At 62.0% G+C, this 14,308-nt stretch carries 19 protein-coding genes; 11 read left to right on the plus strand and 8 right to left on the minus strand.

What is annotated here, in order from left to right; all coding sequences use genetic code 11:
* Positions 1–14: 14 nt before the first annotated feature.
* The gene (gene eno, locus CR105_RS17785; RefSeq protein ID WP_099790611.1) at positions 15–1,298 is read left to right on the plus strand and encodes a phosphopyruvate hydratase; all 1,284 of its coding nucleotides are present in this window, start codon (positions 15–17) and stop codon (positions 1,296–1,298) included.
* Positions 1,299–1,340: 42 nt separating this feature from the next.
* Entirely contained in the window at positions 1,341–1,694 is a 354-nt protein-coding gene (ftsB, locus tag CR105_RS17790) for a cell division protein FtsB (protein ID WP_099790613.1), read from the plus strand.
* 43 nt (positions 1,695–1,737) lie between these two features.
* On the opposite strand, the gene CR105_RS17795 is transcribed toward ftsB, so the two are convergent.
* Complete coding sequence (locus CR105_RS17795) at positions 1,738–2,553, minus strand: AraC family transcriptional regulator (RefSeq protein WP_099790615.1); 816 nt, start codon at positions 2,551–2,553, stop codon at positions 1,738–1,740.
* 178 nt (positions 2,554–2,731) lie between these two features.
* On the opposite strand from CR105_RS17795, the gene CR105_RS17800 reads away from it, so the two are divergent.
* From CR105_RS17800 to CR105_RS17820, 5 genes are all read left to right on the plus strand, one after another.
* On the plus strand, positions 2,732–3,127 hold the full coding sequence (locus tag CR105_RS17800; RefSeq protein WP_099790617.1) for a DUF3224 domain-containing protein: 396 nt from the start codon (positions 2,732–2,734) through the stop codon (positions 3,125–3,127).
* 77 nt (positions 3,128–3,204) lie between these two features.
* The gene (locus tag CR105_RS17805) at positions 3,205–3,489 is read left to right on the plus strand and encodes a type II toxin -antitoxin system TacA 1-like antitoxin (RefSeq protein ID WP_099790619.1); all 285 of its coding nucleotides are present in this window, start codon (positions 3,205–3,207) and stop codon (positions 3,487–3,489) included.
* A 1-nt stretch (position 3,490) separates the two neighbouring features.
* Positions 3,491–3,784 carry a type II toxin-antitoxin system RelE/ParE family toxin gene (locus tag CR105_RS17810; protein WP_099790621.1) on the plus strand — a complete coding sequence of 98 codons (294 nt, stop codon included), beginning with the start codon at positions 3,491–3,493 and terminating at the stop codon, positions 3,782–3,784.
* A 41-nt stretch (positions 3,785–3,825) separates the two neighbouring features.
* Positions 3,826–4,371, plus strand: coding sequence for a DUF2867 domain-containing protein (locus CR105_RS17815; protein WP_099790623.1), 546 nt, complete (start codon positions 3,826–3,828; stop codon positions 4,369–4,371).
* 172 nt (positions 4,372–4,543) lie between these two features.
* Positions 4,544–5,134, plus strand: a complete 591-nt coding sequence (locus CR105_RS17820; protein ID WP_099790625.1) for an RQC-minor-1 family DNA-binding protein — start codon at positions 4,544–4,546, stop codon at positions 5,132–5,134.
* 84 nt (positions 5,135–5,218) lie between these two features.
* On the opposite strand, the gene CR105_RS17825 is transcribed toward CR105_RS17820, so the two are convergent.
* From CR105_RS17825 to CR105_RS17840, 4 genes are all read right to left on the minus strand, one after another.
* Entirely contained in the window at positions 5,219–6,220 is a 1,002-nt protein-coding gene (locus CR105_RS17825) for a formylglycine-generating enzyme family protein (protein ID WP_099790627.1), read from the minus strand.
* 63 nt (positions 6,221–6,283) lie between these two features.
* Positions 6,284–7,420 carry a sensor histidine kinase gene (locus tag CR105_RS17830; RefSeq protein ID WP_099790629.1) on the minus strand — a complete coding sequence of 379 codons (1,137 nt, stop codon included), beginning with the start codon at positions 7,418–7,420 and terminating at the stop codon, positions 6,284–6,286.
* Between the two features lie 3 nt (positions 7,421–7,423).
* Positions 7,424–8,179, minus strand: coding sequence for a LytR/AlgR family response regulator transcription factor (locus CR105_RS17835; RefSeq protein ID WP_099790631.1), 756 nt, complete (start codon positions 8,177–8,179; stop codon positions 7,424–7,426).
* The gene (locus CR105_RS17840) at positions 8,176–9,312 is read right to left on the minus strand and encodes a sensor histidine kinase (RefSeq protein WP_099790633.1); all 1,137 of its coding nucleotides are present in this window, start codon (positions 9,310–9,312) and stop codon (positions 8,176–8,178) included. Before CR105_RS17840 ends, CR105_RS17835 begins: the two co-directional genes overlap by 4 nt.
* 259 nt (positions 9,313–9,571) lie before the next feature.
* On the opposite strand from CR105_RS17840, the gene CR105_RS17845 reads away from it, so the two are divergent.
* Positions 9,572–9,772, plus strand: a complete 201-nt coding sequence (locus tag CR105_RS17845; RefSeq protein WP_099790635.1) for a hypothetical protein — start codon at positions 9,572–9,574, stop codon at positions 9,770–9,772.
* A 257-nt stretch (positions 9,773–10,029) separates the two neighbouring features.
* A complete protein-coding gene (locus CR105_RS17855) occupies positions 10,030–10,263 on the plus strand; it encodes a hypothetical protein (RefSeq protein ID WP_131021756.1) in 234 nt (77 codons plus the stop codon).
* Positions 10,264–10,296: 33 nt separating this feature from the next.
* On the opposite strand, the gene CR105_RS17860 is transcribed toward CR105_RS17855, so the two are convergent.
* Genes CR105_RS17860 through CR105_RS17870 form a run of 3 tightly spaced genes read right to left on the minus strand, consistent with a single transcriptional unit; the run spans position 10,297 to position 12,235 of the window.
* Positions 10,297–10,737: an acyl-CoA thioesterase gene (locus CR105_RS17860; RefSeq protein ID WP_218968720.1), complete on the minus strand. Its 441-nt coding sequence runs from the start codon at positions 10,735–10,737 to the stop codon at positions 10,297–10,299.
* A gap of 7 nt (positions 10,738–10,744) precedes the next feature.
* Positions 10,745–11,707 (minus strand): Hsp33 family molecular chaperone HslO, encoded by a 963-nt coding sequence (gene hslO, locus CR105_RS17865; RefSeq protein ID WP_099790643.1) that lies wholly within the window; start codon positions 11,705–11,707, stop codon positions 10,745–10,747.
* 3 nt (positions 11,708–11,710) lie between these two features.
* Complete coding sequence (locus CR105_RS17870) at positions 11,711–12,235, minus strand: gamma carbonic anhydrase family protein (RefSeq protein ID WP_099790645.1); 525 nt, start codon at positions 12,233–12,235, stop codon at positions 11,711–11,713.
* Positions 12,236–12,383: 148 nt separating this feature from the next.
* Between CR105_RS17870 and CR105_RS17875 the strand changes: the two genes are divergently transcribed.
* Both CR105_RS17875 and CR105_RS17880 read left to right on the plus strand, forming a co-directional pair.
* Complete coding sequence (locus CR105_RS17875) at positions 12,384–13,268, plus strand: alpha/beta fold hydrolase (protein ID WP_099790647.1); 885 nt, start codon at positions 12,384–12,386, stop codon at positions 13,266–13,268.
* A gap of 117 nt (positions 13,269–13,385) precedes the next feature.
* A complete protein-coding gene (locus CR105_RS17880; RefSeq protein ID WP_099790649.1) occupies positions 13,386–14,219 on the plus strand; it encodes a 3',5'-nucleoside bisphosphate phosphatase in 834 nt (277 codons plus the stop codon).
* Positions 14,220–14,308: the final 89 nt, after the last annotated feature.

Below are 14,308 nucleotides of genomic sequence, written 5' to 3' on the forward strand. Positions count from 1 at the left end.
CGGAGACTAAAAACATGAGTGCTATCGTTGATATTATCGGCCGTGAAATTATCGATTCGCGCGGCAATCCAACCGTCGAATGCGACGTGCTGCTCGAGTCCGGCGTGATGGGCCGCGCGGCGGTGCCGTCCGGCGCCTCGACCGGTTCGCGCGAAGCGATCGAGCTGCGTGACGGCGACCCGAAGCGCTATTTCGGCAAGGGCGTGCTGCAGGCCTGCGAGAATATCAACACCGAAATCTCCGAAGCCATCATGGGCCTCGACGCCAACGAACAGGCTTTCCTCGACCGCACCCTGATCGACCTGGACGGCACCGAAAACAAGAGCCGCCTCGGCGCCAACGCCATGCTGGCCGTGTCGATGGCCGTTGCCAAGGCTGCCGCTGAAGAAGCCGGCCTGCCGCTGTACCGCTACTTTGGCGGCTCGGGCGCCATGCAGATGCCGGTGCCGATGATGAACGTCATCAACGGCGGCGCGCACGCCGACAACAACCTGGACATCCAGGAATTCATGATCATCCCGGTCGGCGCCCCGTCGTTCAAGGAAGCGGTCCGTTACGGCGCCGAAGTATTCCACACGCTCAAGAAGATCCTGCATGCGCGCGGCCTGGCAACCTCGGTCGGCGACGAAGGCGGCTTCGCGCCGTCGGTCGCCAACCATGAGGAAGCGATCAAGCTGATCATGCTGGCCATCGAGCAGGCCGGCTACGAGCCTGGCACCCAGATCGCCCTCGGCCTGGACTGCGCGGCCAGCGAATTCTACAAGGACGGCAAGTACGTGCTGCAAGGCGAGGGCATGCAGCTCTCGGCCACCGACTTCACCAACATGCTGTCGACCTGGGTCGACAAGTACCCGATCATCTCGATCGAGGACGCGATGGCCGAAGGCGACTGGGAAGGCTGGGCGATTTTGACCGAAGCGCTGGGCAAGAAGGTGCAGCTGGTCGGCGACGACCTGTTCGTCACCAACACCAAGATCCTGAAAGAAGGCATTCAGAAGGGCATCGCCAACTCGATCCTCATCAAGATCAACCAGATCGGCACCCTGACCGAGACCTTCGCGGCGATCGAGATGGCCAAGCGCGCCGGCTACACCGCCGTCATTTCGCACCGTTCGGGCGAGACGGAAGATTCGACCATTGCCGACATCGCCGTCGGCATGAATGCGCTGCAGATCAAGACCGGCTCGCTGTCGCGTTCGGACCGCATGGCGAAATACAACCAGTTGCTGCGGATCGAGGAAGATCTGGGCGATATTGCCAGCTACCCGGGCCGCGACGCGTTCTATAATCTGAAGTAATTCCCAGACCAACCGGCCAGCCTTGCTGGCCGGTTTCCACATATGCGCCTCATTACGCTCGTCCTCGTCGTCCTGCTGCTGCTGATCCAGTATCCCTTATGGCTGGGGAAGAAGGGCGGCTGGCTGCGCGTGTCCGACCTCGAAACGCAGGTGGCGGCAAGTCACCGCAAGACCGACGAGCTGAAGGCGCGCAACGCCAAGCTCGAATCCGAAGTGCGCGACCTCAAGGACGGCACCGGCGCGGTCGAAGAGCGGGCTCGCTACGAGCTCGGCATGATCAAGTCGAACGAAATCTACGTGCAGGTGCTGGGCGTCAACGGCAAGCCTGCCGAATCGAAGACGCCGGCGCCGCCACCGAAGGTGGTGCCTGAGGGAGCAAACCCGATCACGCACTAGCCTGCCGGGTAGCGCACACAGCTATTTTGGTCACGCGCGCATCTCATCGCGGGCCCTGTTGCGACTTCCAATATTCCATCGGCGATTGTCCGACCAGCGCCGTGAACTGGCGGGTGAAATGCGCCTGGTCGAAAAAGCCCAGTTCGTAAGCCAGATCAGCGAGGTCTACGCTCCCTTGCGCGGCCAGGCGCCATGTCGCTTCCTGCAGACGAAACCGCTGGATCACCCACTTCGGCGACACCCCGACGTAATTGCTGAACAGCCGTTGCAGCGCGCGCTCTTCGATGCCGACCTGGTCGCACAAGGCTGCAACGTTGATCGGGCCGCGCTTCGCCGCAGCCGCCGCCACGGCGTGTTCGGCAATCGCTGCGCGCGGATCGGGCGCCGGCAGCGCGTGCATTAGCATGGCCTGCGCCGCTGCCACCATCGACGCGTCATCCTTCTGCCCGAGCACGTGTAGCTCCGCCTGCCCTCCGGGCGTTTTCAGGATGTCGTCAACCGGCATGGTTCGGTCGGCCAGCCGGGATAAGGGAAAGCCGATGAAGGGACGCAAGCCGCCGGGCTTGAAGCGCACGCCGAGCACGCGCCCGGCACCCTCGACCTTCCTGTCGAACGCGCCGCGCACCACGCCGTGAATCGCCGTCTGGCCCTGGTCGAAAACCAGGTGAGCGTTCGGATACGGCAGCACGCGCTGCACTTCCGGCGCGCGCCCGGTCATGTCCCATTCCACCAGCCAAAAATAGTCGACGAACGCCTGCAGCGGCAGCGACGGCGGATAGGTCGCCAGGCGAATCCGTCGCGCGGCGCCGGCGGGGTCGACTACGCCTTTCGGCGCCTGCGCGGTGTCGGCTTTATCCAATATTTTCTCGATTCCCGACAGTAGAGTGCATGGGTCCGACCCGATCCTTCACTTGCAAAGAAAAAAGATGACATTATTCCATTTCGCTGGCAGCGTAGCGACTATATTTGCTTGCCTTCAATTCGCCAACCCAGCAATCGCGGCCACGACCGCGACCAACATTCAAGGAGCTTCTCGCATGACACAGCACGCCAACGGACCATTCGAGGTGACGATGACGCCGACAGGGGCGCCCGAACATGAAGGGCGGACGGCTTTTGGCCGCACGCAGCTCGACAAGCAGTACGCCGGCGACCTCGTCGCCACCGGAAGCGGGCAGATGCTGACTGCGGTAACCGATACGCAAGGCTCGGCCGCCTACGTCGCCATCGAACGCATCAGTGGTACATTGAAAGGGAAGAAGGGCAGCTTCGCGATCCACCACACCGGAACGATGAGCGGCGGATCGAAGCAGCTGACGATTGCCGTGGTTACCGATTCGGGGACTGACGAATTGGCCGGTATCGCCGGCACGATGTCGCTGAAAATAGTGGAAGGCAAGCACTTCTATGAATTCGACTACACGCTGCCCTAAAGGCCGTCCAGGTTGACCAGATTGATTGGCTCAAGTAGCACGAGTGTGCTACATTTGAGCCGTTCAACGGAGGACATATGTCGACAACCACAATTCGCTTAACGGAAGAGTTGAAGGCACGGGTCGCCTGCGCAGCCGAGCGCGCGGGCAAAACGACGCACAGTTTTATTCTCGAGGCTATTGCGGAAAAGGCGGAGTCCGAAGAAATGCGCGCAAGCCTGGACGACGAAGCCGCGGCACGTTTCGCAAAAATCGTTTCAACGGGGGAAACCATTCCTTGGACCGACGTACGACAGTATCTGATCGATCGAGCCGCTGGTAAGCAGGTTCCCAGGCCGGTCGTGACGAAAAAGTCAGACTGAGATGGCGCGCGTTGAGTTCGCGCCTGAAGTCGTCGACGACATTGATCGTATTTTCGCTTATCTGTCGCATCACGCGCCTGGCGAAGCATCCGCTGGGGTCGGCGCAATATTGCACGCCTTAGATGCATTGGTCCACAATCCGTTGATCGGGCGGCCAGTTGCCAAGGGCAATCGCGAACTCGTCATCGGACGCAAGGCACAAGGATGCGTCGCTTTATACCGGTACGTGGATGATATAGACACAGTCTTTGTACTCGCTGTGCGCAGCCAGCGCGAAGCAGGCTATCGGAGATAAGATCTAAACGCCAATTTACGTCAGACCGGGAAGAAGCCGATATGCCAAATGAATTCACGCTCGCAACAGCCGTCGTGCTGCCCGCGCAGTCTGCTGTAACGCATCTCTACAAGGGGGTGAATCTCGCGGATGCATTTGCGATCAGGCTTCCTCCCGGCGCATCCAGCGACCCAGACCTGTTGGCCCGATTCATCTTCTCGCATCAGCCATCATGGGTCCGCAAACTCATGGGAGTACGAGACGCCATCGTTGCCCGCTTTGGTCTGAAGACGGGAAAGCATCTGGAAGCACTGGCCAGCGATCCCAATGCTGATCGTGTCGGCATCTTCAAGGTATATAGCACAAGCCAAACCGAGACCGTATTGGGGGAAGACGACAAACACCTCGATTTCAGGGTCTCGGTGCTCTGCTCGAGTGGGCCCGCAGATGGTCGGCAGCTGACTATTTCGACCGTCGTCCACTGTCACAATCTACTGGGACGAGCCTACTTGCTAGTCATTGCTCCCTTCCATCGCCTGGTTGTGAAAGCCAGTCTGCGTCGTGCGGCACGTATCGGTTGGCTGCCGGCCGTTCAATCCGACGCCTAGTTGGCGAGCGAGCAGCGGCGCTTTCCTCATTGCGGCAAGCACGCGTGCCGCCGCGCAATCAGGTCGTCGGCTTTTTGCTGCGATGCAAACGGCAGTCACGGACACCCCGCGCTCGGCCCCACTTTGAACAATCGGTGTAATATCGCCTTCGTCGAATTTTGTCGAGACTGACATGCGTCGAACACTGCAACCTGTCCATCTACATCGCGATCCGGCACTCAAGTCGTTGCCGTTTGACGATATTCGCCTGATCCTGCGCGCCGCCGATTCCTTGATTGCAGTCGGTGGCCGCAGCCTTCTGACGAGAGTTCTGCGAGGCTCGCAAGCAAGGGATGTACTTGCCCACGGCCTTGAGACCAACCCCGCTTTTGGCGCCTATAAACACCTGAGCGACGAAGAGGTCCTGATCAGGATCGACTGGACCATCTTCCACCATTATCTGCGCGTTGAGTACGCGGGGCGGCTGCCAGTATTGGTCTACACGGCCGATGGATGGGCGATCGAATGCGAACAATATGCCGATGAAATTGTTGCCGGTTTCGACAGCCTGCTGGCCCAGGCGCAGCGGCCGTACGACATGCTTTACCTGAAAGATCGCCACCGCGGAATCATCTTTCGCGTTCTCGAAAAAATTCGCGACACACGCGATTGCAAATATCTGCCCCTTCTCGAGGACTGGGCGAAGATCGACTACCAGAAGGTCAGGGCCGAGATTCGCAGCGTCATGCGATCGCTGGTCGACGATCGCGCTTTCATCAGGTGATGCCAACGTTGCCGCATGCTTCGATAGTAGTGAGATGTCATCCAATCAGCGCGTCGACCATTGAAATTCCGATTCAGTTTAGCTTCAGCTCGCTGGAATCGCCGCACGCTTGCTGCGCTTTTCCCGCTCCTTCTGCTGTTCGGCCGCCAGCTCGATGGCAAACGCGCTCGGTGCGCTTTTTAGCGCGCCATCGGCCGCGCCGTCCACATCAAGCGCCACCCGGAATCCTTCCAGCACTCCGGCAAAATCGATCGGCGTGCCGGCACGGCGGTAGGCGGCCCACCCCTCCCAGTGCCAGTTGCCGCCGCGAGTGGCGCGGGATGCGCACTTCGCCTCGATCACCGCTGAACCATCGGCAGGCGCTGCCGTGTAATCAGGCTTCATGCAGTCCTGCACGAACTCGGAAATATTCCCCAGGGTGTCGTACAAGCCGAACGCATTCGGCTCGTACATGCCCACAATGCTCGCGTAGTCCGATTTGTCATCGCACGGCGCAACACCCACATGTGACTTCGAATCGAGACCGTCGTAGTCGCGCTTGAACGCGGCCTCGGCCGAGCGGTCCGCGATATTTCCATAGCGGCAGGCGAGCTCCTCGTTGTTCCCGAACGGATACTTTCGCGTGCTGCCGGCCCGGTGCGCATATTCCCATTCGGCTTCGGTCGGCAGGCGGTACTTCTTCCCGGTTTCCTTCGCCAGCCACGTGATGTAGGCATCGGCATCCCTGGGACCGATACAGGTCACCGGCTCGAAGCGGCTGCGCGAGAGCGTGTTGGCGTTCCAGCTGCCGGCCATGCTCGCGAACCACGGATTGCCCGCCATTTGTATGCACTGACGCGGCGCCTTGTAGTTCACGGCATTGACGAATTGCGCGAATTCCTTCACCGTCACTTCGTACTTCCCCATCTTGAACGCCTTGACGGAAACCGTGTGTTCGGGCGAGGTGCTTTTCCAGTTGCTCGATCCCATCGTGAATTGCCCGGCCTTGATGGCGACCATGTCAGGCTCGAACGGCTTCTCGTTGGCCGCCAAGGTGTGGCCTGCGAGGCCCAGCAGAACAAGGAAAGTAAGACGCTTCGTTTGCATGGCATTGCTCCTCTATGAATGTTGTTTGAACAACCAAGAGGGTGCCGGAGGGCCTGCCAAAACTTAGTCGCTATGCGACGAATCGACAGTAGCGCTGATAAACGGCAAGTCAATCGTCGCGCGCACGCCAGGCGCATGCGCGGCCAGCGTCAGCGCGGCATTGCTCCCATGGCGCGCTTGCAGGCGCGCTCGGATATTGTCCAGCGCCAGGCCGGCCCGCTCGCCCGTGGCGGGCAGCCCCACGCCGTCATCGAGTACGGCAATTTCAAGCCGGCCGGACCTGACATCGGCGAAGATATGCACGCTGCCACCTTCTGCCCTGGACTCAAGGCCATGCCTTATCGCATTTTCAACGAGCGGCTGCAACAGCAGCGGCGGCACCACCGCAGCGCGCGCCTGCACGCTCGCCTCGATCGAAAAACGCAAGCGCGCCCCCATGCGCAGCCGCAGCAACTGCAGGTAACACTGCGCCATGTCCAGTTCCGCGGCGAGGGTGCTGTCGGCCCGCCGCAACTGGCCGAGACTGGCTCTCAGATAGTCGGTAAATTCCTCGAGCATCTGGCGCGCCCGTTCGGTGTCGTGCTCGAGCAGACTTTGCACGTCGGCCAGCGTGTTGAACAGAAATTGCGGCTCGATTTGCGCCTGCAACAGATGCAGTTGCGCCTCGGTCGCGCGACGCTGTATTGCCAGTTGGCGCGCGCGCAGCGACCAGGCCACGACATTCGCCGCCACCAACACCAGCACGAATAGCGCAAAGTTGATCCGCTGGCGTGGATCGGCAAGCCGGTTCCAGACCGCAGGATCGTAAACGATGCCGACCAGGCCCATGCCGATTGAGCAGCCGAGCAAAATGCCGGCGGCGGCGAGGGCGTTCAGGATGAGGCCGGAGCGCCAGCTCGCCTGCGCGTGCACGTGTTCGAGCGCGGCTTCTTCAGTCCCGAGTTCGAATGCCCGAAACAAGCCCAGCAGCGTATTGCCGATCGCGACGCCCACGCATATGAGCGGAATCGCGACTGTGCGCCACCAGCCCGGGTCGAACCAGCTGAGCCGTAACAGTCCGGCCAGCATGACCAGTGCGAAGCTGAGCGCCAAGCTGAGCGCGGTGGCGATCAGGACACGCGCCCATGCCGGCTCGCGTCGCTGCTTGCGCAGGATCCAGAATACCGGCCAGGCCTGGCGCACGCCCGCGATCATGCCCATCGCTTACATCGCCTTGAACAAGTGCACGAAGGCGCGGCTCACGGGCAGTTCGGCATCGTGGCCGGTCAGGCGCACGAACAGGCGGCTCGCCTCGTCACGACGGGTGCCGGCCAGAAAATCGAGATTGATCAGCGTGGCACGGTGCACCTGCCAGAACTGCTCCGGATCGAGCTGGCTGGCCAGTTCGGCAATCGGGGTACGGATCAGGTGCTCGCCTGCGGCCGTTTGCACGACCGTGTATTTGTCGTCGGCGTGAAAGAACATGATGTCGCCGACTGCAACCTGGTGCGTCAGCGCGCCTTGCGCGGCGCGCACATAGCGCAGGCGCTGGCGCGCGTGGGCAGGGGCTGTCAGCAGTCGCTGCAGCGCCTGCGCGAGCGTGGCGTCCGGTGCCTGCGCGGTGGCCAGCGCCAGCCTGACGCGCTCGAGCGTGCGCGCCAGTCGCTCGTTTTTCAGCGGCTTGAGCAAGTAGTCGAGCGCGGCGTGATCGAAGGCCTGCACCGCGTACTCGTCATAAGCGGTGACGAAGACGACCCGGGTGGGCCCTTCGATGTCCTGCGCCACCTCGAGTCCGTTCAAGCCCGGCATCTGGATGTCGAGAAAGGCCAGGTCCGGCTGCAGTTCGGCGATTTTGGCCGCCGCCTCGATGCCGTTCCTGGCAACGTGGACGATGTGCAGGTCCGGCCACAGTTGCGTGAGCTGCTCCTTGAGGTGCTGGGCAAGGTGCGGTTCGTCGTCGGCAATCAGGGCGGTCGTCATGGTTTTGCCGTGTACGGAAGGTGGAGCGAAACGCGGGTGCCGACGGCGCGCGCCGTCACGCTCAATGCCGCATTGCCGGCATAGCGCGTGCGCAACCGCGCGCGAATGTTGTCGAGCGCCATGCCGTTGCCGGCGCGCCGTTGGCGCCTTGGCCCGTCAAGGCCGAGGCCGTCATCGGTCACCGCGATTTCGAGCCGCCCGGCGCGCACGCTGGCATGGATGTGCACCGCGCCGCCCTCGACTTTCGGCTCGAGGCCATGGGTGATGGCGTTTTCGATCAATGGTTGCAGCAACAGCGGCGGCAGGATCGCGGCGCGTGCCTGTGCGTCGGCATCGATGCTGAACCGCAGGCGCTCACCCATGCGGATTTGAAATAGCTGCAGGTAGCTGCGCCCCATGTCGAGTTCCTGCGCCAGCGTGCTGTCGGCATGGCGCAACTGGTCCAGGCCGACGCGCAGGTAGGCGGTGAAGTCGACCAGCATCTGGCGCGCGCCGGGCGTGTCGTGTCCGATCAGGCTTTGCACATTGGCGAGCGTGTTGAAGAGGAAATGCGGTTCGATTTGCGCCTGCAGCAGGCGCAGCTGGGATTCGGTCGCCTGTTGCCGCTGGGCGCGCCGATTGGCGCGCAGGCGCCACCAGAACCAGTTCGCCGCGCCAACCACGATCACGAACAACAGCATCCTGACCTGGATGCCCTGTTGGGCGATGTTTCGATATACCTGCTCCAGGCTGCGCTGGGCCGTTGTGGCCAGCAGCAGCATGGAGATCACGAAACCGAGTACGAGACCGGCCAGGCCAATCGCGTTCAGCAGCAAGGTAGTGCGCCGGTCGCCGCCGTCGGCAATCGATGCGAGCGCGCGCGCCGGCAGCGTCAGTTCGAGCAGTCGAAACAGCGCCAGCACGGTATTGGAGATGACTACGCAAATAGTAAGGTTAACCGGCGCCATCGCAAGCCACCAGTTGCCATCGCTGGCCAGGCCGGTCAGCAAGCCGGCCAGCAGCATCATGACGGCGCCAGCACCGGCTGCCATGCCGGTGCAGACCAGCACGCGCGCCCAGGCCGGTACGTTGTGCTGCTTCTGCAGCACCCATAGGGAATGCCAGGCGGCGACGAGAATGGGCAAAAGTTTCATTGCCGCTATTTTATATGGGGCAAGCCGGGCAGCAAACTGGCGTGCGACGAATCGACAGCCGGGCCGACAGAGCGCGTCCGAATCAATCCGGCGTCTCGCGTGCGCGGGCAGGTGCGCCGGTTGCGGAAGCTGACCGCAATCAGGTCGTCGGCGTTCGTGGACGTGGCTGGAGGCGGCATGACTGACGATGCTCTTCCGGTTCAATCAGTGTCAATCAAGCTTTACTGCGCATTTTTCCTACACATGGCATAGTAGGCGTATGAAAGCACTCAAAAGCCAGCTCGCTTCGGAATTGCTCGCTGACCCCAAAGCGAGAGAGCAGCTTCGGCGCTTCATGGTCGCCAAGCGCCTTGGTGCTGCTGCGTCGCACCGGCGGGCGGTTAGCGACGTTACCAAGATCGAGCGTGAAAGCGGAGGTTCCGTCACGGCGGTGCTGGTGCCCAAAGCAAGAACGGCGTAGATTCATCCTGAATGAATATTGCGCTCCCCGCATTTGTCGCATTTTTATTATTGCTTCCAGGGTTTATTTTTTCGGGCTCGCTTTAAACTGGCAGAGCGGACTTCGCTCGACTTCTCTCCGTTCGGTCGCGTCGCTGCTGACGCAATACTATGGGCGATTTTCGCGCACCTTCTGTGGCTGCTCCTGTCCTTTTTCATGTTCTCTCAGCGGTTTGAGCCCGCAGTGCTCTTGAAGTTGCTCTCGTCCGCACCAGCGTATTGGATGACATCTTTTTCGATTCAGATGGGAATCTTGATCGCTTGATTTTGCAGAGTGTGGCACGGCGTCCGTTGAGTGTTGATAAAACTGCGGCTTCCCCGGAAGGTGGCGCTAATGAGGAGCGGTTTTACGACATCGATGGCGATTCTTTCGTGCTTCGATACCAGGATGTGAAGACGCTTAATGTTCAGTACGTGAAGCTCACTACAGCCGAGTCCGCGCCGGAAGCGTAAAAGCAACAAACTGTTTTCCTTGCCATATGGTCGCTATGACTTCGCCGTTGCGGAACATATTGTCGACAGGACGGTTCTGACACTGTCTGGAATCGGCACAGAACGGTTGCTACTGCGCTCGACGTAGACGTGTACAAAGTGTCCCGCTGCGCATGGCATTTGATCGTCATTACGGTATAGCGCGATTTCGTAGCGCACGCTCGAGTTGCCCAGCTTGGCCACGCGGATGCCCGCATGCACCGTGTCTGGAAACGAAATCGAGTTGAAATACGCGCAGCCCGAATCGACCACGAAGCCCACCACCTCGCCCTTGTGAATATCGAGCACCCCGCGCGCGACCAGGAACTGGTTCACGGCGGTGTCGAAGTAACTGTAGTACTGCACGTTGTTGACGTGGCCGTAACTGTCGTTGTCCATCCACCTGGTCGGAATGGCCAGGAAGTGGGGAAATGACGAGCGGGGCGAATCGCGCATTGTGTCCTTAGTGCTTGATGTCGCTGGCGGCGATCATGGTTTCGACCGGCGTGTCGCTGACGAACAGTTGCGCGCAGTCGACCTTGTCGAACTCGTAGTGCTTGCCGCAAAAGTCGCAATTGATGCCGAGGTGGCCGAGCTCGGAGAGCGCGTCTTCGACTTCTTCGCGACCCAGCATCTTGAGCATGTTGCCGACTTTTTCGCGCGTGCAGCTGCAATGAAAATGCGGATGGGCCGGCTCGAACACGCGGATCGTCTCTTCCCAGAACAGCCGATTCATCAAGGTCTGGATGTCGGTCGACAGCAGCTCTTGCTGCTTCAAGGTCGACGCCAGCATGACGGCGCGGTTCCACGTCTCGAGCTCGTCGGCTTCGCTGGCCTGCTCGACCTGGTCGTCCTTGCCGCTGTGGCGCGGCAGCTTTTGCAGCAGCAGCCCGCGCGAGACGGTGCCGTCGGCAGCCAGCCACAGGCGCGTGTCGAGCTGCTCGGAACGCAGCATGTAGTTTTCGATGACGGTGGCCATGTCGTCGCCGTCGAGCGGGACGATGCCCTGGTACGGCTGCTGCCCCGGCATCTTTTCGAGCGGGTCGAGCGTGATGACGAAGCGGCCCTTGCCGCTGACGTTGAGCATGTCGGTCAGGCTGGCGTCGTCGGCCACGGTGACGCCTTCGCCGAGCTTGGCGGTGGCGCGCAGGCGCAGGTCCGAGTCGCATTCGACGACGAGCAGGCGCACCGGGCCGTCACCATGGATCTGCATGATGATGGCGCCGTTGAATTTCAGGTTGGCCGACAGCAGCGCGGCCGCCGCGAGCATCTCGCCGAGCACGGTCTTGACCGCCGGCGGGTAATCGTGGCGGGCCTGGACTTCGCGCCAGGTGTCGGAAAGTTCAACGAACTCGCCCTTGACGGCGGCATTGTCGAAGATAAATTTTTGCAGGGTGTCTTGGCTGGTGTTGATGTCTTTGAGCATGTGTTATCCGATTTTCTTCAGTTCTGTCCGATAGCGCTTGCCGCGGGCGACGTAGCCGGCGGCACTTTCGCCGAGGCGGGCAACGTCGGCCTCGGCCAGCGTGCGCACTGCCTTCGCCGGGCTGCCGAGGATTAGCGTGTGGTCGGGAAATTGTTTGCCTTCGGTGACGAGCGCGCCGGCGCCGACCAGGCAACCCTTGCCGATCACCGCGCCGTTCATGACGACGGCCTGGATGCCGATCAGCGAACCGTCGCCGATCGTGCAGCCGTGCAGCATGGCCTGGTGGCCGATCGTCACGCCGACGCCTATGTCGAGCGGAAAGCCCATGTCGGTATGCATCACGGTGCCTTCCTGCACATTGCTGTCGGCGCCGATGTTGATCAGTTCATTGTCGCCGCGGATCGTCACCCCGTACCACACCGTGGCGTTGGCGCCGATCTTGACCTTGCCGATCAGGTTGGCCGTGTCTGCGACCCATGCCGAAGGATCGATCTGGGGTGCGTCGTCGCCGAGTTGATAGATAGCCATGGTGTGTAGGGAAGGGTTCGTTGGAATGGGGTTATTTTACGCCGTCGCGCGCATTGCGGTCCGACGAGAGCAAATGGGGCCGTATGGCAAGAAATCAACAGCGGCGTATAATTCGAACGGTCGTTCTTTTATTCATTCCAGGCAGCCCATGAAACCATCCAGATCCGAATTCATCACCGTGCGCGGCTTGCGCACCCACGTGCGCCACTGGGGCGCGGATGACGCGCCGATTCTCTTCATGGTGCACGGCTGGATGGATGTCGGCGCTTCGTTCCAGTTCGTTGCCGACAGCCTCGCCGGCAACTGGCACGTCATCGCGCCCGACTGGCGCGGCTTCGGCCTGACCGAGCGCGCCCACGCCGACACCTACTGGTTTCCCGACTACATCGCCGACCTCGACGTCATGCTCGACCATTACTCGCCTGGCGCGGCGGTCAACCTGCTCGGCCACAGCATGGGCGGCAACGTTGCCGGCATCTACGCCGGGGTACGGCCGGAGCGTGTGCGCCGCCTGATCAACCTCGAAGGCTTCGGCATGCCGGCGACCCGGCCGGACCAGGCGCCGCGCCAGTACGCCAAATGGCTCGACCAGTTGCGCGAGCCGCCGGTGCTGCGCACGTATCCGAGCGTGGCCGCGGTGGCCGGGCGCCTGCAAAAGACCAATCCGCGCCTGTCGGACCAGCGCGCCGCCTTCCTCGCGCCGCACTGGTCGGCGCAGAACGACGCCGGCGAATGGGAGATTCTGGGCGACCCGGCGCACAAGAAGCCAAGTCCGATGCTCTACCGGATCGAAGAAGTGATGGCGTGCTGGAGCGCCATCACCGCGCCGGTGCTGTGGGTCGAGGCCGAGGACACCAATATGTGGCAATGGATGGGGCCGAAGGAGCAGGCGCGCATCGAGGTCGACCGCCGGCTCGGTCACCTGAACAACGTGCAGGCGAAGATGATCGCCGACGCCGGCCACATGCTGCATCACGACCAGCCCGAACAGCTGGCGAAATTGATTGAGGATTTTCTGACAGCGGCGCGCTAGCGGCGTTGGCAACACCGGGGTCAGCCCCCGCGGCACGCAGAAAAGCCGAGGTCCGACCCTACAGCGTACAATGGACGTTTCGCCACTAAGCCGCTGATTGCAAGCCATATTGTTCCCATGCTGAACGTAGATTTACACTGTCACTCGAACGTTTCCGACGGCGTCCTGGCGCCTGCCGCGGTGGCGCAGTACGCGCGCAAGGCCGGCGTCGACGTCTGGGGCCTGACCGACCATGACGAGGTCAGCGGCATTGCCGCCGCCCGCGTGGCGGCGGCGCAAGTGGGCATGCAATTTGTCCCCGGCGTGGAAATCTCGATCACCTGGGCCGGCCAGACCGTCCACATCGTCGGCCTGCGCGTCGATGAAACCAGCCCGGTGCTGCTGCAGGGCCTGGCAGACACCCGCAACGGGCGCGACGCGCGCGGGCGCGAGATGGCGGCGCAACTGGCGCGCGCCGGCATCGCCGGCGCCTATGAAGGCGCGCTCAAGTATGTCGCCAACCCCGACCTGATGTCGCGCACCCACTTCGCCCGCTATCTGGTCGAGATCGGCGTCTGCGCCAACATCCCCGACGTGTTCCGCAAGTACCTCACTGAAGGCAAGCCGGGCTATGTGCCGCATCGCTGGGCCTCGCTGGAACAGGCGCTCGGCTGGATTACCGCCGCCGGCGGTATCGGCGTCATCGCCCACCCGGGCCGCTACAAGTTCAGCCCGGTGGCTGAAGGGGCGCTGTTCGACGAGTTCAAGCAGATCGGCGGCACCGCCATCGAAGTGGTCACCGGCAGCCACACGCCGGACCAGTACCCGGTGTATGCCGAACTTGCCCGGCGCTACGGCTTTCTTGCCTCGCGCGGCACCGATTTTCACGCGCCGGGCGAGTCGCGCGCCGAATTCGCGCTGCTGCCGCCGTTGCCGTCCGGCCTCAAGCCGGTCTGGCACGACTGGTTCTGACGCGCCTCTTGAAATTCAGCAGTTGCGGCCATATCTTAGCCTTGTGTCATCACTATTCACGTGTGGCAGGGGTTCCCGCGCAGGCGGGA

The organism is Massilia eurypsychrophila (genome assembly GCF_002760655.1).
GTDB lineage: Bacteria > Pseudomonadota > Gammaproteobacteria > Burkholderiales > Burkholderiaceae_D > JAFCUW01.